Origin of the sequence: Desulfoglaeba alkanexedens ALDC, assembly GCF_005377625.1 — a bacterium.
Lineage (GTDB): Bacteria > Desulfobacterota > Syntrophobacteria > Syntrophobacterales > DSM-9756 > Desulfoglaeba > Desulfoglaeba alkanexedens.
In genome coordinates this window covers 747,037-765,786 of sequence record NZ_CP040098.1, presented here as the reverse complement: position 1 = coordinate 765,786, position 18,750 = coordinate 747,037, and the positions used below count along the sequence as shown (strand labels likewise).

Annotated in this window: 12 protein-coding genes and 3 pseudogenes; 1 reads left to right on the top strand and 14 read right to left on the bottom strand. The window is 56.5% G+C overall.

The features are described 5' to 3' along the window. Positions 1-6: 6 nt before the first annotated feature. Positions 7-1,413, top strand: a pseudogene (locus FDQ92_RS03695) (IS1634 family transposase); the annotation flags it as partial. Positions 1,414-1,466: 53 nt separating this feature from the next. Here the strand turns inward: FDQ92_RS03695 and FDQ92_RS03690 are convergent. From FDQ92_RS03690 to FDQ92_RS03625, 14 genes and pseudogenes are all read right to left on the bottom strand, one after another. Then, positions 1,467-2,333: a SapC family protein gene (locus FDQ92_RS03690; protein ID WP_170180166.1), complete on the bottom strand. Its 867-nt coding sequence runs from the start codon at positions 2,331-2,333 to the stop codon at positions 1,467-1,469. Positions 2,334-2,508: 175 nt separating this feature from the next. Next, positions 2,509-3,729 (bottom strand): trypsin-like serine protease, encoded by a 1,221-nt coding sequence (locus tag FDQ92_RS03685; protein WP_170180165.1) that lies wholly within the window; start codon positions 3,727-3,729, stop codon positions 2,509-2,511. A gap of 256 nt (positions 3,730-3,985) precedes the next feature. Continuing rightward, a complete protein-coding gene (locus tag FDQ92_RS03680; RefSeq protein ID WP_137423327.1) occupies positions 3,986-4,777 on the bottom strand; it encodes a chordopoxvirus fusion protein in 792 nt (263 codons plus the stop codon). Between the two features lie 213 nt (positions 4,778-4,990). Then, positions 4,991-5,917 carry an RpnC/YadD family protein gene (locus FDQ92_RS03675; protein ID WP_137423326.1) on the bottom strand — a complete coding sequence of 309 codons (927 nt, stop codon included), beginning with the start codon at positions 5,915-5,917 and terminating at the stop codon, positions 4,991-4,993. A 582-nt stretch (positions 5,918-6,499) separates the two neighbouring features. Then, complete coding sequence (locus FDQ92_RS03670; RefSeq protein WP_137423325.1) at positions 6,500-7,378, bottom strand: RpnC/YadD family protein; 879 nt, start codon at positions 7,376-7,378, stop codon at positions 6,500-6,502. Positions 7,379-8,250: 872 nt separating this feature from the next. After that, the gene (locus FDQ92_RS03665; RefSeq protein WP_425457259.1) at positions 8,251-9,114 is read right to left on the bottom strand and encodes an REP-associated tyrosine transposase; all 864 of its coding nucleotides are present in this window, start codon (positions 9,112-9,114) and stop codon (positions 8,251-8,253) included. Further along, positions 9,047-9,361, bottom strand: a pseudogene (locus FDQ92_RS03660) (DUF4277 domain-containing protein); the annotation flags it as partial. The pseudogene FDQ92_RS03660 and the gene FDQ92_RS03665, both read right to left, overlap by 68 nt. A gap of 378 nt (positions 9,362-9,739) precedes the next feature. Beyond that, positions 9,740-10,756 (bottom strand): phospholipase D family protein, encoded by a 1,017-nt coding sequence (locus FDQ92_RS03655; RefSeq protein ID WP_137423322.1) that lies wholly within the window; start codon positions 10,754-10,756, stop codon positions 9,740-9,742. A 149-nt stretch (positions 10,757-10,905) separates the two neighbouring features. Then, on the bottom strand, positions 10,906-11,091 hold the full coding sequence (locus FDQ92_RS16100) for a DUF433 domain-containing protein (protein WP_137423321.1): 186 nt from the start codon (positions 11,089-11,091) through the stop codon (positions 10,906-10,908). Next, positions 11,091-11,309 (bottom strand): annotated as a pseudogene (locus FDQ92_RS03645) (transposase); the annotation flags it as partial. The pseudogene FDQ92_RS03645 and the gene FDQ92_RS16100, both read right to left, overlap by 1 nt. Positions 11,310-11,674: 365 nt before the next feature. Continuing rightward, a complete protein-coding gene (locus tag FDQ92_RS03640) occupies positions 11,675-12,625 on the bottom strand; it encodes an RpnC/YadD family protein (protein ID WP_137423320.1) in 951 nt (316 codons plus the stop codon). A gap of 682 nt (positions 12,626-13,307) precedes the next feature. Further along, complete coding sequence (locus FDQ92_RS03635; RefSeq protein ID WP_137423319.1) at positions 13,308-13,841, bottom strand: REP-associated tyrosine transposase; 534 nt, start codon at positions 13,839-13,841, stop codon at positions 13,308-13,310. A gap of 349 nt (positions 13,842-14,190) precedes the next feature. After that, positions 14,191-17,424, bottom strand: a complete 3,234-nt coding sequence (locus FDQ92_RS03630; protein WP_137423318.1) for a glycoside hydrolase family 99-like domain-containing protein — start codon at positions 17,422-17,424, stop codon at positions 14,191-14,193. Next, positions 17,421-18,545 (bottom strand): class I SAM-dependent methyltransferase, encoded by a 1,125-nt coding sequence (locus tag FDQ92_RS03625; RefSeq protein ID WP_137423317.1) that lies wholly within the window; start codon positions 18,543-18,545, stop codon positions 17,421-17,423. Before FDQ92_RS03625 ends, FDQ92_RS03630 begins: the two co-directional genes overlap by 4 nt. Positions 18,546-18,750 lie beyond the last annotated feature (205 nt).

Sequence of the window (18,750 nt, the reverse complement as noted above, 5' to 3'; positions counted from 1 at the left end):
ATGAGTGAGGCAAAGACGATCGGCCCCGCCATCATCTTTGAACGGCTCTGGTGTGAGTTGGGAATTCAACAGGTGATCAGAGACCTGCTCCATAACCGGGCTTTCCTGTTCGATGTGGAACGAGCCATCTTCCTCACCGTGTTGCACAGGATACTGATCAGCGGATCGGACCGCTTCTGCGACAAGTGGCGCCGCGATCTCGTGGTCAAGGGAACCGAAGACCTCGCTCTGCATCAGTTCTACCGGGCGATGGCGTTTCTGGGCGAAGTGCTGGACGATCAGGAACATGCCACCCTGTCTTCTCCGCGATGTGTCAAGGATGTCATCGAGGAGAAAATGTTCGCGGGCCAGCGGCACCTGTTTGCCGAGCTCGACCTGGTGTTTTTCGACACCACTTCCGTTTACTTCCATGGCGAAGGAGGTGAAAGCCTTGGCAGGAGAGGGTTCAGCAAGGATCACCGCCCCGAGCTCAAGCAAATGGTGGTGGGAGCCGTCCTGGACCAGAACGGCAGGCCTCTTTGCTGTGAGATGTGGCCGGGCAACTCCACGGACGTCAAGACTCTGCTTCCCGTGACGGATCGCATTCGCAAGCGTTTTGGGGTGGGGAGGTTCTGCATCGTGGCCGACCGTGGCATGGTCAGCAGCGAGACGATCCGAGAACTTGAAGGAAGGAAGATAGCTTACATCCTTGGGACCCGGATGCGGAAGGTCAAGGAGATCACCGCCGAAGTACTTGCCCGAGCCGGCCGCTACAAGGAGGTCAGGTGTGAAGGCCGCTCTCCCCTCAAGGTCAAGGAGGTCATGGTGCGGGACAAGCGCTACATCGTTTGTCTGAATCCCAAGCAGGCCGAGAAGGACAAAGCCGACCGTGACAAGATCATCGACTCGCTCAGGGAACAGATCCGCAAAGGCCCCAAGGCGCTTGTCGGCAACGAGGGGTATCGCAAGTTCCTCAAGGTGGACAAGGACAGCATCCATATCGATCTCGACAAGGTCAAGGAGGAGGAGAGGTTCGATGGGAAGTGGGTCCTCATCACCAACACCAGCTGGTCTTCGGATCGGGTGGCCCTTAAGTACAAGGAACTCTGGCAGGTAGAGCACTCCTTCAGAGACCTCAAGTCGACCTTTGAGACGCGGCCCGTTTTCCACCAACGTGATGACACCATCCGTGGACATGTGTTCTGCTCCTTCCTGGCGCTGATACTTCGAAAGGAGCTCTACCGGCGTCTGGACCGGGCGGGGCACGCCTTTGAGTGGTCTGATATCAAGCAAGATCTGAGTGCCCTCCAGGAAATCCTCATCGAGGAGAACGGCAAGCGCTTCGCTCTGCGGTCCCAATGTCTGGGCACGTGCAGCAGCGTCTTCAGGGCCGTGGGAGTTGCCATCCCTCCCACCATCCGGGTACTCTCCTAGACGGAACGGAGCGTAGTGCCAAAAACTTCCAATGGGGTCGTATGTCATTGACATTACTGATATACTTTTTTTGCCACTGTCAAAGATGAGTCAAACTTGAGCGTTCCATCGTCCTGCGACAAACCGATGCCTTCCAGGTTCGCAAGTTTTTGCACAACCCTGGAGGCCTGAGCCTGCAGCTTGGCTTGAAGCTGAGCCAGTCGTTCCAACACGGTAAGCTGGTTGATGGACATTAGCTGGGCGTAGGCTACCGGCAAGGCGCCTGACGCGCGCAGGCCGAGGAACGCCTTGTCGTCCAGCGCATGGAGTGCGGCTTCGTCGATGCGGTACAAACCGGTTACCGCCACCTGCTGTTCGCCTCGTTTAAGGTTCAACGGCCAGGGTTGAATGAGGCCTGCAGCGGCCAGAGCGTCGACCGCCGCCTCGGTCGCCATGCGGCTGCGTTCGACCTGGGACAGAAACTCCAGGACCTGTTTCAGTGCCTGAGCGGGCTGGCCGGTCTCGTCAAAGAAGGGTTCACCCAGTCCGGTTTCAACCACCAGGCCGCTGGCTTCATCGATACACAGAAGGCTTTCTTCTCGGCCTTCCACCTTGACAAGCCGGAAAGGGTAGCCACGCAGAGTGGCCGGGACATAGGAACTCAGCCACCGACCATCAGGGGCCACAAACAAGTTGACAGCCGGTTCAAGGCCGGTCACGGCCACCAGTTGAAAGCCTTCGCCCGTCTGAACGAAGCCCACGGGCATGGCGGGAACGGCGTTGGCCAATTCGGCGGCGACCAGTGCAATGAGGTTTTCCTTGGCGGCAAACGCGTAACCGTTATAGCGCCGCCACGCTTTTCCAGAGAACCGCTCCGCGGTGATCGCGGTAAGTTGTGGCGATGGTGTCACATCAAGCCTCCTCTCGCCGGTGTTTGTCACGATGGTTGCCGCACGAAGTCATGCCGCCACGGCGGCTGCGATAATGAATTTGTCCACAGATTTCACTGATGGCGACAGATTATTGGTTTCCCATCAAGCCCATTGATTCTTTAATCTGTGTAATCTGTGGATGTCAATTCAAGCCCCTTTTTGTATTCGGCCGTGAATCCCCGCGTTACGCCGGCCACAGATCGTCATTGAGTATCGTGCGCTCCGCCGTGAGCTGGACCACGCCATCCCCGAAGCTGCCCCCCACCGGGTTGAAGACGTCGAGATAGAAAGATTCACTGGGCTCGGGAGTGCTGTCGCCGATGATCTCCACGGGCATTACCGCTTGATTCTCGTCGGGATACAGGTTCAGAGTGCCGCTCACGGCTAGATAATCGCTTCCGCTCAAGGCCGAGCCATCGCGCGTGGCATAGTCCACGCTCAGTATCTCGTTGGGGTCACTGCGCACACCGATGAACTGAAGCAGGAAGTAGGCGTAGGTGGTGCCGCTGTCGCCCTCGACCACCGCCTTTTGAACCTCTTCCGGCCTGGTCGGGGCGTTCGGATATTCGGCGCGCAGGCTTTGATCGATCCACTGCTGGTGGGCACTCACCCGCTGGCAGGCGGCGATTTCACCGAAACTGCTGTTTATGAAATCATCGACATCCGGGTCGATGCTCCCACCGCTCAAGGTCGCCACGTAATTCGCCACTCCGGCCACCTTGTTTTGAAGGAATGCAGGGCTGCCACTATCTCCCTGGGCAATCAGGCCTTCGTACAGCCCCAGTCCGCGATCGTAGCGATGGATCAGTTGCCCCAGCGCATCGTTACTGGAGGTGCCGCTATCGAAGTCGGCGATGAGTTGCGTGCCGGGCCATGGGGTCCAGGCCATGTATGGGCCAAGGTGGTCCTTCAACTCGGCGGCATCGGCATCGAACTGATTGGCGGCCTTGTGGCGGATCAGCCCGCCGGGGATGATCTCGCCCGTGATTCCCGTCCCCGTTCCGCCATAGCCCGAAAACGTGAAGACTTGTCCGATCTCGTCGCTTTCACGGTAAATCTCGTAGCGGTCCGCATCGACCGGCGCGGCCTCCGGTAACCAGACGATGGCAAGGTCATTGTTACTGTTTTCTGCATCGTAGCCGGGATGCTGCAGTATTTTGGTCGTGCTGACCGTTTGCGTCCCGCTTGGGGTCTGGAAGGTCACATAGGCCGTCCCCGTCCGCCCTTCAAACAGATGAGCCGAGGTCAAAACGGCATGGCCGTCGTAGAGCAACGTGCCCGTGCCGTAGTAGCCGCCAAAGCTTACGCGCACGACGCCGTCGTAGCCGTCACCCGGATAGGCACGGTAACGGGCGTCGGTGTAGTAGCCGGTCGTGGTGATCGTTGGGAGTAACGCATCCGCCATACGGTTCGCTTCGTTTCAGATGCTGGGGCTTCTTGACTTGGCTTCGCCTTTTCGGCCTCCCCATGTGTCAGGGTAGTTGTCGCACGAAGTCATGCCGCCACGGCGGCCCCGATCATGTCTTTGTCCGCAGATTTCACCGATGGCCACAGATCACTGTGTTTTCCATCAAGCCCCTCGACTTTTTTAATCTGTGTCAATCTGTGTAATCTGTGGATGTGAATTTCTGAGGCAATGAGGGAGCTCCCCGTTATTCCTATCAAAACTCATAAGAAAAATATACTCTGATCCCTTTTTCCCTGGCATAGACCACTGTCTCTGGACGGGCCATGTGGGTGATAAAAAGACAAAATTTGTCGCCAGGAATAGCAGATTCCAGGAAATTGAGGCGTCTCAAGAAGGAATCAATATCTTTGCGGGAAAGCTGGGACTTTGATTCCCCTACAATAACCAACTCCTGCCCATCTTTTCTAGCTTTACCGAGGATGTTCACCTCTATCTCTTGCCCTTTACTGTCTTTCAAGAAGTCTCTTTTCAACTTCCCTTCTACCTCAAGGCCAAATTCCGCCTTTAGCAAAGAGGGCAAGGCCTTGAAGGCTTCATTCTCCAGCGTATAGCCAATAGTATGACTCAATCCCCCCACTTCTTTTCTGGTTTCCTTGAGCGCTCGTGACAGGCTCGCTATTTCCTTCTCTGTTGTCTTCTGAGCCTCAGCTAATTCTTCGAGCCTTTTCTCTGTTCTCTTCTGAGCCTCAGCTAATTCTTCCAGTCTTTTTTCTGTTCTTTTCTGAGCCTCAGCTAATTCTTCCAGTCTTTTTTCTGTTCTTTTCTGAGCCTCAGCTAATTCTTCCAGCCTTTTTTCGGTTCTCTTCTGAGCCTCAGCCAACTCCTCCTGAGAGTAAGCCAGCCTGGTCACAACCGCCTTTAATTCCTCAAAATCGCTTTTCTTTATGGTCTCAGCTATCTCTTCCCTGAAAAGCTCCAGCACCTTTGTAAATGGAACTTTGAATTCTTTAGGTAATTCTTCTATGGCCTCAAGGTATTTAAGCATTTAACCCAAGCCTTTTCCAATAGATCCAGGTTCTTTTCTTCAAATAGCAAATCAAAAGGCTAAAGTCAAAAGGGTGCAGATCTTTTGCTTCTTGTTCCCAAGCTCCAGCTTGGGAACACAACTGTGCAGAAGCTCCAGCTTCGGTGAGGCCGTTCCCAAGCCATAGCTTGGGAACGAGGGGAAAAGCTTTACAGAACCTGCGGGAATGGCTGCCTAATCAAAAAAGCTTGACAGCGCTTTGCGGAATTCGTCCAGGGAATCGGCACGAAGAGCCTTCCTGAAGAGGAGTTTCAGCGCATCCGGATCTCGGATCTTCCGAAGGGACTGAAGGATATCTTTGGGAACATCCTTAAAGCGTGCTTCCAAGGTCTCCAGGATATGTTCCCGTGTGGCCTCCAGGGTCCCTTGCTGCAGTCCCTGCTCTATTCCCTGGTGTAGTCCCTGCTCTATTCCCTGCTGCAGTCCCTGTTCTATTCCCGAGCGGATGCCTTCCTCGTAGCCTTCCTTCTTGATCAGTTCATAGGCATAGGATTCCATCATGATGTCCCTCCTGCGCTCAAGCAGCCGGCGAGGTAGATCCTTGTCCACAAGACCCGAAAGAAGCGCCATGCCGGTCAAAAGATCCGCCTTGTCGCTTCGGCCGAGGCTCGAGCCATAGACGGCCTCTTCGGCCCTTTGAAAGATCTCCGACCCTCCCCGCATGAGCCCCACAAAGGGCATGAGACACGGATTTCCCCATTCCAGGACGTTTTGGGCGTCCATGGCGGCAAGGGATATCACCTGGAACCGGTAGCGGATGCCGCCGTCTTCGAAGCTTTCGACCACGTTCCCGCTGGGGGTGAGAAGCATCACCACCGGCAAGACCGAGAGGCCCGTTTTCAGACGATACCGGGCGTCGTATTCCAGAAGCCGCAACGGTACGTTCGGTTCCCACCGGCTTTGCACTTCCAGCAACACGATAAAGACCCGCCCCTCGGAAGCCCGCACCCGGATGGGAAAATCGCTTCGGCGAACCGAAGCCGTCTCCTGGGGAAGTTCCAAAATCTCCGATTCTTCCACGTGGAGGCCTAGGAAAAACTCCAGCGCCGCCTCACGGCAGTGGGCGAGGATGACCTTCATCGCGGCATCGTAGCCACCCATGGCGGACTCCTTGCGAAAATTCCCGGAGATACCGTTTGAAGATATCACAGTCCCCAGGGATGGCCAACGGGTCGTTCCCCACCCGCTGTATCAGGGTAGTTGTTGCACGACATCATGCCGCCACGGCGGCGTCAATCATGATTTTATCCACAGATTTCACCGATGGTCACAGATGATTGAATTTTCCATCAAGCGCCTTGATTGTTTTAATCTGTGTCAATCTGTGTAATCTGTGGATGTCCATTTGGGTTACCACCCTGGTGGAGCGTCGCCGGGGCATGGACCAAGAATAGCGCGGGGATGGAAGCGGGGCAAGAATCATGTTGCGAGCCCGGTGTGGAAGCTGGAGCTTCACGGGCAGGGCGTTCCCAAGCCGGAGCTTGGGAACGAGCGGAAAATCCCCCTCTCCCTTGATGGGAGAGGGTTGGGGTGAGGGTGAGAGAATTAACGTATGTCAATCAGTTACATTCCCCTCCCCTTAATCCCCTCCCACAAGGGGAGGGGAAATAGAATTCCCCTCGTTTCCAACCTCCAGCTTGGGAACGAGGGGAAAAGCTTTACAGAACCTGCGGCAATGGCTGCCTAATCAAAAAAGCTTGACAGCGCTTTGCGGAATTCGTCCAGGGAATCGGCACGAAGAGCCTTCCTGAAGAGGAGTTTCAGCGCATCCGGATCTCGGATCTCCCGAAGGGACTGAAGGATATCTTTGGGAACATCCTTAAAGCGCGCTTCCAAGGTCTCCAGGATATGTTCCCGTGTGGCCTCCAGCGACCCCTGCTGCAGTCCCTGTTCTATTCCCGAGCGGACGCCTTCCTCGTAGCCTTCCTTCTTGATCAGTTCATAGGCATAGGATTCCATCATGATGTCCCTCCTGCGCTCCAGCAGCCGGCGAGGTAGATCCTTGTCCACAAGACCCGAAAGAAGCGCCATGCCGGTCAAAAGATCCGCCTTGTCGCTTCGGCCGAGGCTCGAGCCATAGACGGCCTCTTCGGCCCTTTGAAAGATCTCCGACCCTCCCCGCATGAGCCCCACAAAGGGCATGAGACACGGATTTCCCCATTCCAGCACCTTTTGGGCGTCCATGGCGGCAAGGGATATCACCTGGAACCGGTAGCGGATGCCGCCGTCTTCGAAGCTTTCCACCACGTTCCCGCTGGGGGTGAGAAGCATCACCACCGGCAAGACAGAAAGGCCTGTTTTCAGACGATACCGCGCGTCGTATTCCAGAAGCCGCAATGGTACGTTCGGTTCCCACCGGCTTTGCACTTCCAGCAAGACGATAAAGACCCGCCCGTCGGAAGCCCGCACCCGGATGGGAAAATCGCTTCGGCGAACCGAAGCCGTCTCCTGGGGAAGTTCCAAAATCTCCGATTCTTCGACATGCAGGCCCAGGAAAAACTCCAGCGCCGCCTCACGGCAGTGGGCGAGGATGACCTTCATCGCGGCATCGTAGCCACCCATGGCGGACTCCTTGCGAAAGTTCCCGGAGATACCGTTTGAAGATATCACAGTCCCCAGGGATGGCCAACGGGTCGTTCCCCACCCGCTGTGTCAGGGTAGTTGTCGCACGACATCATGCCGCCACGGCGGCGTCAATCATGATTTTATCCACAGATTTCACCGATGGTCACTGATGATTGAATTTTCCATCAAGCGCCTTGATTCTTTTAATCTGTGTCAATCTGTGTAATCTGTGGATGTCCATTTGGGTTACCACCCTGGGGGAGCGTCGCCGGGGCATGGACCAAGGATAGGGCGGGGATGGAAGCGGGGCAAGAACCATCTGGGGAGCCCGGTGTGGAAGCTGGAGCTTCACGGGCAGGGCGTTCCCAAGCCGGAGCTTGGGAACGAGCGGAAAATCAAAAAATCCCCCTCTCCCTTGATGGGAGAGGGTTGGGGTGAGGGTGAGAAAATTAACGTATGTCAATCAGTTACATTCCCCTCCCCTTAATCCCCTCCCACAAGGGGAGGGGAAATGGAATTTGGCATCAAGCATTACGTGGATTATTTTCTACGCTACCAAATCTTTTACACCGGGGCGAAGCTGGAGCTTCTTGGGCAGGGCGTCCCCAAGCCGGAGCTTGGGAACGAGGGGAAACCTTTTGTGTCAGGGGATAGGCACGGCGAATGGGCGAAGGAGATACCCAGTACCAGCCCTCGGCGTCCACCGCGCGATAGAGCCTGCGCGAGCTCTCTTCAGCCTCCCCTCCGCAGCCCACCTGTATCCGCGTCGTAATGGTCGGCCCGCCTGCAGTCAGCTTTGTAGGGCGCAATAGCAAAGCGCATTGCGCCGCTCACGTAGGGCGCAATAAGCGAAGCGGATTGCGCCGAATTCAGTCAGGGCAGCTCACCCCGTCGGCCGCCATGCTGCCGCCCCAATCGGCCGGATAAATCCCTTTCGCCACCAAGGCATGAAACGTCGAATAAGGCCATTCGGCAACCCTGGCGACATGGCCATGTTTGACAGGATTGAAGTGCACATAATCCATGTGCGCAGCAAAATCGCGTTCATCTCGAATCAGGTGTTCCCAGAATCGCCGTTGCCAGATGCCGCGTTCTCCGCGGGCCACACGCACCGCCGAACGCCGTTCGATTGGCGGCAGGCGTTTGGAAAAACCGGCCTTGATCAACCGCCAGCGGGCGGCGAAGTCGGCGCCGCCGGGCGGCAGTTCGATGACGGCATGGAGGTGATCCGGCAACACCACCCACCCGTGGATACGAAACGGATGCGCACGTCGCACCGTGCGCACAGCGGCGCGCACCGAATCGATGTGATCCGTCAGGAGGGTGCAACCGCGCCGTCGCAACGTATTGACCGTAAAGAAATAAGTCGCGCCGGGATGCCAGGCGGGTCGGTAGTTGGGCATGGTATGGGCCGGATCAAATTCTTTTCCGAGAGGATTGGGCCTCCAGTGGAGCTCCATCTTCAATGCAATGAATGCAAGGAGGGTGTAGCAGGACTGCTCACCTGCCACGATCTCCATCGGCCTGGTCCTTCTGCGAAACTCCTTGTTGAACCTTTCGATGATGTTGGTGGTTCGAAGAGAGATCCATTCTTCTTCAGGGAAGTGGAAGAAGGTAAGGCACGCATCCAGGGTCTTCTCCAGACATTTTATTCCGATGGTGACAACGGGATGTGTTGGCCTGGTACAGATGATCCAGTGTTCGGCCGAAATTGTCGTCCGTGAGCTTTTCAATACCAATGGACCGGCCCAGAAGCAGCTCGATATCCTTGGTCCGGTAGAAGCTGTCTATGCGGTAAAGCGGATGTCGGCCTGAAACCGCATCGAGCGCCATGGCCAGTACCAGGGTTCCCGGATCGATGTTCATTCTGCTTGGTACCAGACGGTTGATCGTGTTCACGAGGTCAATCCGATCGGCATAGGCTTTGATAATGGGAAGGTGGTAAACGTCATAGAATTCGATCTCGCTCAGGTCGATCATCCTGTCTCCTTTGCGATTGAACCGTCGCCTTCAGGCTTCCAATCGCATTCATACAGGATCGTGATCGTAATGTCCAGAGGTTGTGCACAGAAAATTAGCCCAATCACATGCGTCGCAACTGCGAAATGTAAGTTTAAAGATAACATTGATCCAATTCATCATTACCCCATTCATGACCGACATGACTGCGGAATGTGAGTTTGGATGCAGAGTGGGCAAGGAAAGAGGGCCGTCGGGTTTGCGAAGACGAAATCTTCCAAGGCTCGTTTTTTTTTTTTTTTTTTTTTTTTTTTTTTTTTTTTTTTTTCAAGCAGTTACAGATGCTCCGGAAATTACTGGCCTTGAGAGAGAAAATCTATGATCTGTTCGCTTTTCATCCTACCGTTTTGAATGCGGGCGCCTACAGATTTGGACAACGTCTGCGAGCTGGATATACTTTCCAAGGTTGTCACCAACCGCCAAATCACTGTTCCAAATTTCCTCTATACAAGGACATAGGTCTTTAGCAAACTTCAATTCCTCTTCGTGTCCAAATGGATAGCCCATGATCTGGTTGTCTTTACGGCAAACGGCCAAATGCCCTTGCGACCCTTCGCTGTATTTGAATTTGATATCATAGGTTCGAGTATAGACTCCGAAGCATCGAAGGCCACCGCGCGGTCCATAATATACGTCGATAAGCTGAGCATCTTTGGGTAACTCCGGCCACCCTTCATAAACTGGGGGTGGCTCGGCGGACTTGTCCAATGGCTGGCCGGTCTGTTGTTTCTGATACTTTCCATACTCTTTCACCGCCTCATCCGAAAGCTGATTACGGTATATAACCAAATATATTCGCCTATCAGAGATCTCCTCCAGGCTGAGTTCAGCAAGCGAGAAACCACGCGAAGAAGAAGAAGAAGAAGAGATATTTACCCTTGTTGCTCGCCTTTCTTTCCATTTTCGCCTTGCGTCTTCAAGTTCGAAATCTTTGATTTCCCGGGATTCCCTCCACATCGCGTCAAACCACTTTTTTATGGCTCCAATTTCCTTTGCATCGGTAGTTACTAACCCTGCTTCCTCCCACCCAGAAATCTCAGCCCCTTCTAAATTCAAACCATTGCTTGACAAATTCGCCGAACCAACAAGTGCTCTCTTGCTCCCCACGAACACCTTCGCATGCAAGCGATCATGTTGCTTTAGACAAACACCCTGCTTACCGCGGAGAGCACCAATAACATCGGGATTCGTCGCGCCACTTGCCAAGTTACATATCAGTTTGACAGTTTTCGCGGAACGCCGGTTGATAATCGAGTCCGCGCCACACCCCCAAAACGCCACTGCCACAAACAATTCCTCTTCCTCCTCCAATATGGAGGTGACTACTTTTTCGTACTCAGAGGACGTAACAAACATACAGACTACTCCTTCTGTAGCTGACGCTACGGCTGAGCGGCGGCCAGTACCTTTTCATCGGAAATCCCCGGCAACATACAGCACTTCGTCCCCATCATTGCCCAGCCTCCGTACCACCGGGAAGCCAACGCTCTCATCCGCCGGAAAATTCATGAGCTTATCCCGCTTGTAGGGAAGACAACGTCGGCCCGCAATGCTTTGGCGGCGAATGCCAGCTCTGCTTTGATCGCTTCTCTCGTCAATCTGGGATGGGCTTCAAGGATCTGTTCAACGGTCTCTCCACTCCCCGTTTCTCCAGAAATCACGGTAGTGTCAAGCGTTTTGTGTAAATTCATTACCCCTCCAACTGCTTCCAAAAGGGCAGACTTTTAGCGACTTTTCCGAGAGGATTGGACCTCCAGTGGAGCTCCATCTTCAATGCAATGAATGCAAGGAGGGTGTAGCAGGACTGCTCACCTGCCACGATCTCCATCGGCCTGGTCCTTCTGCGAAACTCGTTGTTGAGCCTTTCGATGATCTTGGTGGTTCGAAGAGAGATCCATTCTTCTTCAGGGTGTCACCATCGGAATAAAATGTCTGGTAAACGCCGGAATAAAATGTCCTCCCAGATGAGCGAGGGGTTATTCCTTGAGCATGACCTGATCCATGAACGGGTGCAGATCCTTTGCTTCTTGTTCCCAAGCTCCAGCTTGGGAACAAGGTGGATGGTGGAGCTTGGGAAGAAGGTCAAAAAATCCCCCTCTCCCTTGATGGGAGAGGGTCGGGGTGAGGGTGAGAAAATTAACGTATGTCAATCGGTTACATTCCCCTCCCCTTAATCCCCTCCCACAAGGGGAGGGGAAATGGAATTCCCCTTGTTCCCAAGCTCCAGCTTGGGAACGAGGGGAAAAGCTTTGCAGAACCTGCGGGAATGGCTGCCTAATCAAAAAAGCTTGACAGCGCTTTGCGGAATTCGTCCAGGGAATCGGCACGAAGAGCCTTCCTGAAGAGGAGTTTCAGCGCATCCGGATCTCGGATCTCCCGAAGGGACTGAAGGATATCTTTGGGAACATCCTTAAAGCGCGCTTCCAAGGTCTCCAGGATATGTTCCCGTGTGGCCTCCAGGGTCCCTTGCTGCAGACCCTGCTCTATTCCCTGGTGTAGTCCCTGCTCTATTCCCTGGTGTAGTCCCTGCTCTATTCCCTGCTGCAGTCCCTGTTCTATTCCCGAGCGGATGCCTTCCTCGTAGCCTTCCTTCTTGATCAGTTCATAGGCATAGGATTCCATCATGATGTCCCTCCTGCGCTCCAGCAGCCGGCGAGGTAGATCCTTGTCCACAAGACCCGAAAGAAGCGCCATGCCGGTCAAAAGATCCGCCTTGTCGCTTCGGCCGAGGCTCGAGCCATAGACGGCCTCTTCGGCCCTTTGAAAGATCTCCGACCCTCCCCGCATGAGCCCCACAAAGGGCATGAGACACGGATTTCCCCATTCCAGCACCTTTTGGGCGTCCATGGCGGCAAGGGATATCAGCTGGAACCGGTAGCGGATGCCGCCGTCTTCGAAGCTTTCCACCACGTTCCCGCTGGGGGTAAGAAGCATCACCACCGGCAAGACCGAGAGGCCTGTTTTCAGACGATACCGCACGTCGTATTCCAGAAGCCGCAACGGTACGTTCGGTTCCCACCGGCTTTGCACTTCCAGCAATACGATAAAGACCCGCCCGTCGGAAGCCCGCACCCGGATGGGAAAATCGCTTCGGCGAACCGAAGCCGTCTCCTGGGGAAGTTCCAAAATCTCCGATTCTTCGACATGCAGGCCCAGGAAAAACTCCAGCGCCGCCTCACGGCAGTGGGCGAGGATGACCTTCATCGCGGCATCGTAGCCACCCATGGCGGACTCCTTGCGAAAGTTCCCGGAGATACCGTTTGAAGATATCACAGTCCCCAGGGATGGCCAACGGGTCGTTCCCCACCCGCTGTGTCAGGGTAGTTGTCGCACGACATCATGCCGCCACGGCGGGCACAATCATGATTTTATGCACAGATTTCATCGATGGTCACAGATGCTTGGATTTTCCATCAAGCCCCTTGATTCTTTTAATCTGTGTCAATCTGTGTAATCTGTGGATGTCGATTTGGGTTACCACTCTGCTGGAGCGCCGCCGGGTCATGGACCAAGGATAGCGCGGGGATGGAAGCGGGGCAAGAATCATGTTGGGAGCCCGGTGTGGAAGCTGGAGCTTCTTGGGCAGGCCGTTCCCAAGCCGGAGCTTGGGAACAAGGTGGAAAATATACTGTCCCCCGAAGCGAGTTTGGGAACGAGGCGAATTCACAAATCAAGATGTGACCCTCTGTTCTCTCTGTTCTCTAGGGCGCAATAAGCGAAGCGGATTGCGCCGTATGGAAAACAACCACGTAACACACATTCGATTCGGCGGATTACGCTCCGCTAATCCGCCCTACCGTAGGGCGCAATAAGCGAAGCGGATTGCGCCGGTGACGTAGGGCGCAATAAGCGAAGCGCATTGCGCCGGTCACGTAGGGCGCAATAAGCGAAGCGGATTGCGCCGAATTCAGTCAGGGCACCTCACCCCGTCGGCCGCCATACTGCCGGCCCAATCGGCCGGATAAATCCCTTTCGCCACCAAGGCATGAAACGTCGAATAGGGCCAGTCGGCAACCCTGGCGACATGGCCATGTTTGACAGGATTGAAGTGCACATAATCCATGTGCGCAGCAAAATCGCGTTCATCTCGAATCAGGTGTTCCCAGAATCGTCGTTGCCAGATGCCGCGTTCTCCGCGGGCCACACGCACCGCCGAACGCCGTTCTATTGGCGGCAGGCGTTTGGAAAAACCGGCCTTGATCAACCGCCAGCGGGCGGCGAAGTCGGCGTCGCCGGGCGGCAGTTCGATGACGGCATGCAGGTGATCCGGCAACACCACCCACCCGTGGATACGAAACGGATGCACACGTCGCACCGTGCGCACGGCGGCGCGCAGCGAATCGATGTGATCCGTCAGGAGCGTGCAACCGCGCCGGCGCAGGGTGTTGACCGTAAAGAAATACGTCCCGCCGGGATGCCAGGCGCGTCGGTAGTTGGGCATGGTATGGGCCGGATCAAATTCGGCGCAATGCGCTTCGCTTATTGCGCCCTACGGGGTACGGGGTACGGGGTTTGTTTCCCAGTTTCCTCCCAGCCTGCGTAGGGCGGATTAGCGTAGCGTAATCCGCCGATGTGCGGGTGGATACGTGGTCGTTTTGCATTCGGCGCAATGCGCTTCGCTTATTGCGCCCTACGGGGTACGGGGTACGGGGTTTGTTTCCCAGTTTCCTCCCAGCCTGCGTAGGGCGGATTAGCGTAGCGTAATCCGCCGAATGGGGTGGGTGTTACGTGGTCATTTTGCATTCGGCGCAATGCGCTTCGCTTATTGCGCCCTACGGGGCTTGGATCCCTCAGGTGTTGTGAAGCGAACGGCGCAGCGCGTCCACCCGCTGTTCACAGAGCCGGTACTCCGGGCTTTCCACGATGGCCTGGTGCGCCTCCTCGCTCGCCATGGCCAGCGTGTTGGCTCCGCCGACGACATGAAGGTAGTCGCCGATGTAGGCGTTTTCTCCAAGGCTTTCCCAGTCGGCGTTTTCGCGGGTGAAGAGCTGCAGGGTGAGGAAATAATCCTCCAGGTAGCGTTGGTCGTCGTGGTAGTGGACGCGTCTCAGATCCAGTTGATCCAGGTCCAGCAGAAAGCTGTGGAGAGGCGCATGGTTGCACGCGACGAAATCATCGTAGGAAAAGCCGTAGGTGAACACCTGCTTGCGGCCGCGGAACAGGCCCGTGTCGCGATCGTAGGAGGTCGAATAGACGCGGCCGAAGGCGACCGCCTTGCCGGTTCGCCTCAGGCGCTCGAGCAACCAGCCGTAGGCATGGGACATGAGCAGGTCGTCGTAATCGAGGAACCCGGCGTAGCGCGTGGAAACCTGTTTCAGGGCCTCGTTGAGCATCCGGGCGCGGAGATCCCCTTTCCCCTCCGGGGACGCGAAATGGAGAACGCGCGCATCGCGGCCTTCGGGCCAAGGCAGTTGACCCAGCAGATCCCGTAGCTTGGCATCGGCTTCGGCGTCGAGATCCTGGGCGGCGATCAACGGCAGGACAACACAGTCCTGCATGGCCGCGAGGCAGTAGAGCGCGTTTCGCAGAAGCCCCATGTCGTTCTTGCGGTGATAGCGGATGATGGTGGTGACCCGGGGGAGCTTTTTCGGCGGCAGGGTGTTCGGATAGGCGACAAAGCTGTGCGCGTCGGCGCGCAGGCGATAATTCTTGTAGCCCTGCGGGCCGGGATCGGCCGGCATCAAGACAAGAGGCGCCTCGAAGGCCCGGGCCGCGTCCACCGACCCGTTCTCGGTGGCCTCGATGAGGGGAAAGTGGCGATCGTAGGCGTTGGAGAGCACCACCGAACGGCCTACCCGGCAGGCGGTCTGGAGCATCTTTTCGATCAAATCGGGGGGGAAAAGGGCCACGCGCCTCACCTGGAGGATCCAATCCACCGGTCGTTCGGCGGGCTTGGAGACATCGGCCCGCACCGCAGCGGGCAGGGCGCCGATGAGCCGCGGCGGGTGGAGCTCCACGTCGCAATGCTCAAAGAAAGTCGACCGAGCCAGGCAAGCGAAGAAGCGCTCCTCGAGCTGCTTGTCTTCTCGCAGGGCATCGAGGACCTCATCCGCCACCACCAGGCGGATCCGGAGCTTCGGCGGGAGCTTTTCGACGGGGTTGAGATCGGCCCCGTAGGCGATCCCCGCGAGGGTGCGGCCCACGGCGTTGAGGTAGGCGTAGCCGTAGCGCGAATCGGGCTCCAGGTGCGCGCCCTCGGCCCATTCGTTCCAGGCGTTGACCATGATGAAACGGCGATCCGGCGGCAGGTAGGCCCGTGAAAAGGCGACGAGCGCCTTCAGCCACTGCGCAAATTTGCGCGGCGTACTGCCGTGCACCAGGAACGCATCGGAGCCGTAGCGCGCGGTGTTGTCCCAGATGGGGACAATGGAGCGAAACCAGGTAAAGTCTCCGGGCGAGGTCCGAGCGCTGTAGAAATCAGCCACCTGGTCGTAATCCAGGACGCTCCCGCGCAAGGGCTGGTAGGCGCGCAGGCGCTCCTTCATTTCCGGCACGGCGCCGGCCGTCCAGTCGTGAAGCACCCGTTCGACGCCGGCCTCCATCCCGAAATCGCGCGGATCCTTGGCCTCCCGGGTCAACACCCCTACGACGTAAGGGGGCGCGATGCCGCAGGCGGCGCATTCCTTTTCCCAGGTTTCGAGGTAAAGCCGAGGATCCGGGAGGGAGGCGGGCCGATACACCAAGAGCATGGGGCGCTCCTCCACCCGGATGTAACGCGGGTCGCGGAAAAAGGGGATCAGGTAGCGGATGAACTCAACCGCATCGCGCGCGGAATATTCCTGCTTGAGGAGGATTTCCTCCTCGTTTCCGTCCCACCGGCGGGTCCAGTTTTCGTTGGCCCAACAAAAACAATAGGGCATGTCGATCTCGGGGTTTTCGAGAAGCATGCGGGCGGGCTTTTCGAGGATCAGTTTGCCGGAAAACCAGTAGTGGTAAAAGATCTGCCCGAACACGCCGGCCTTGCGCATCAGATCCGCCTGCCGCCGCAACATGTCGGGGCTTTCGATGGAATAACAGCCGATATCGGGATGAGGGATGTGCTGTTGATAATGGCCCTCGAAAAGCGGATTGGCTTCCCTGACCTTGGTCCACTCGGTGAACCCCTCGCCATGCCACCGATCGTTTTCCGGCGTCGGATGAAACTGGGGGAGATAGTAGGCGAGCACCTTGACGTCGCTCTTTGCGACGAGAGCCGAGAAATCCTGCTGTTCCTCGTAGCAGCGGTAGTCCGGGATCGAATCGCCCCGGTGCAGGCGGTAGACGCGGCCGGGATAAGGGCTTGCGAAAATGAGCATCAACCGTTCAAGGGCATGGGCCAACGTGCCGTCGGCGGGGATGGGTTCGTCGGGAAAATCGTTCCAATCCAGTGGAAGCCGGAGAAAATCCTTCATGCACGCGCCTCGCGCCCAGAACATGGACCCTTCCGGAAAATCCACCACCGGGAAATCGTCGATGGAAAGCGTCGTGTGGGTTTCCAGAAGGCGCCGGGCCAAGGCGTGATTGGCCCCCCAGCCGGTGCGATCCTTGATGATAAGGGTCTGTCCTTCCGGGTAGACGAACTTGGCGTCGGCTTGCAGCCGTTCGATGATGCGCGCGATTCGGCCCCCATCGTTTCCCGGGGGACCGAGGAGCAGATCGAGAATGTGCCGGCACCACCCGGAAAGCTGGCTGCAATGCGGGCTCTTTTTGCTGTGAAAATGGGCGATGATTTCATATTCCGCCAATCGTCGGCCGAACTGGACAATCAAGGGCCCAAGGTCCCGCCCCTTGTTGGGGACCTCCTCGACGATGACCTTGCGGGCGGCGCCCAGGCTGTTTTGCAACAGGGAACGCACGGCGGCGGCGCTCCCGTCGCCAGGCACGGAAACATAGAGATCGAAGGGGCAGGGCATTCGCTGCAGCCGGGAGACGAACTCATCGAGCATATCCTGGTAGAACAGATGCAGGTGGATCGCGACATTCGGTTTTTTCTCGAACGCCGGCGCCGCCCGCTCGCACTCCGGACCGATATAATACGGGATCACCTGGATGGACGCTCGTCGGTCGCCTCCTCCATACTGGGAGGCAGGTCGGCGCTACCGGATGAGTACATCTCAGCGCGCGTTTTGGCCTTCAAGCCGCCCACGCCCTCCCGGCGCAGAACCCGAACGACCTTGGGCAGCGCGACAACGCGCCCGCCCCGGCGCCGCACCCCGGACCAGAGTCTCTGAGCGCCGACAAAGGTAGACCGGCCACGCTCCGATACGTAGCGCAAGGGAGCGGTGATCCGCCAAGACGTACTCTGGCGCAGCGCGGCGATCTGACCTTCCTTCTCCTCGATCCAGGCGTTCAGCGCGGCGATTCGACCTTCCTTCTCCCGGACCGATTCTTCGAGGCTTCCTATGCGCGCGTCCTTCTCACTTAGCGTAGCGTTCAGCGCGGCGATCCGAGCATCCTTGTCCCGGACCGATTCTTCGAGGATGATCTGCCTGCCCAAGTTAAAAAAGAGCTTCCGATAAAAGGCGTCCTGGCCGGCTCTGTCGAGAAAATCCAGAAAATCCTTCCCTACATTCGAGCCGACCGCAGCGATACCCAGCCCGTATCCGTGCGTAAAGTTGAAAGAAGGATATCGGGAGGCGATTTCTTCCCATAATCGCCAAACGCCGAAGCCTCGTTCTCGCACAAAGGTGTCATGGAGCAGGACGACGCCCCTGTCGCTCATCTTCGGCAGCCAGCACTCGAAATCGTGCTTTACCGCGTCATAGGTATGCAAACCGTCGATATGGAGCAGATCTATGCTACTATCCGAGAAATAAGCCAGCCCCTCGTCGAAGGTCATCCTGAGGAGATTGGAAAACTCAGCATACTCTTTGAGCTGGTATTGATACAGATTTTGGTAGATATCATCTTCATACCATCCAGCGTGTTCGTCTCCCTTCCATGTATCTATGCCGTAGCAGTGGGTAGCGGTCTTGAGTGTCTTGACCGCCTGGCAGAAGGCATTATATGAATGACCGGTGTGGACACCAAGCTCCACCAACAGCCTGGGCCTCAAGACGCTGATCATGAAGAACGCAAAAGGCGTGTGCATGATCCATGCAGAGGATGCGGATTCTACCTTCGCCGGTGGATCAAACATGATGGTATGCTTTGTGAAATCGTCCATGCCTGTCACCTCAAACGTAGCTCTGGCACCTCGGAGGAAGCCGGGGATCACCGCGAGCCTGTTGTGCTGTCTGTCTTTGTCCAGAGATTTCACCGATGGCCACAGATGATTGGATTTTCCATCAAACCCCTTGATTCTTTAATCTGTGTCAATCTGTGTAATCTGTGGATGTCCATTTGGGTTGCGATCCTGGTGCAGCGCCGCC

Excerpts from the sequence above, each read along its gene's own strand:
- FDQ92_RS03685 (WP_170180165.1), bottom strand. The coding sequence starts at position 3,729 with ATGGCGGATGCGTTACTCCCAACGATCACCACGACCGGCTACTACACC.
- FDQ92_RS03680 (WP_137423327.1), bottom strand. The coding sequence starts at position 4,777 with ATGCTTAAATACCTTGAGGCCATAGAAGAATTACCTAAAGAATTCAAA.
- FDQ92_RS03675 (WP_137423326.1), bottom strand. The coding sequence starts at position 5,917 with ATGGGTGGCTACGATGCCGCGATGAAGGTCATCCTCGCCCACTGCCGT.
- FDQ92_RS03670 (WP_137423325.1), bottom strand. The coding sequence starts at position 7,378 with ATGGGTGGCTACGATGCCGCGATGAAGGTCATCCTCGCCCACTGCCGT.
- FDQ92_RS03655 (WP_137423322.1), bottom strand. The coding sequence starts at position 10,756 with ATGTTTGTTACGTCCTCTGAGTACGAAAAAGTAGTCACCTCCATATTG.
- FDQ92_RS16100 (WP_137423321.1), bottom strand. The coding sequence starts at position 11,091 with ATGAATTTACACAAAACGCTTGACACTACCGTGATTTCTGGAGAAACG.
- FDQ92_RS03640 (WP_137423320.1), bottom strand. The coding sequence starts at position 12,625 with ATGGGTGGCTACGATGCCGCGATGAAGGTCATCCTCGCCCACTGCCGT.
- FDQ92_RS03635 (WP_137423319.1), bottom strand. The coding sequence starts at position 13,841 with ATGCCCAACTACCGACGCGCCTGGCATCCCGGCGGGACGTATTTCTTT.
- FDQ92_RS03625 (WP_137423317.1), bottom strand. The coding sequence starts at position 18,545 with ATGGACGATTTCACAAAGCATACCATCATGTTTGATCCACCGGCGAAG.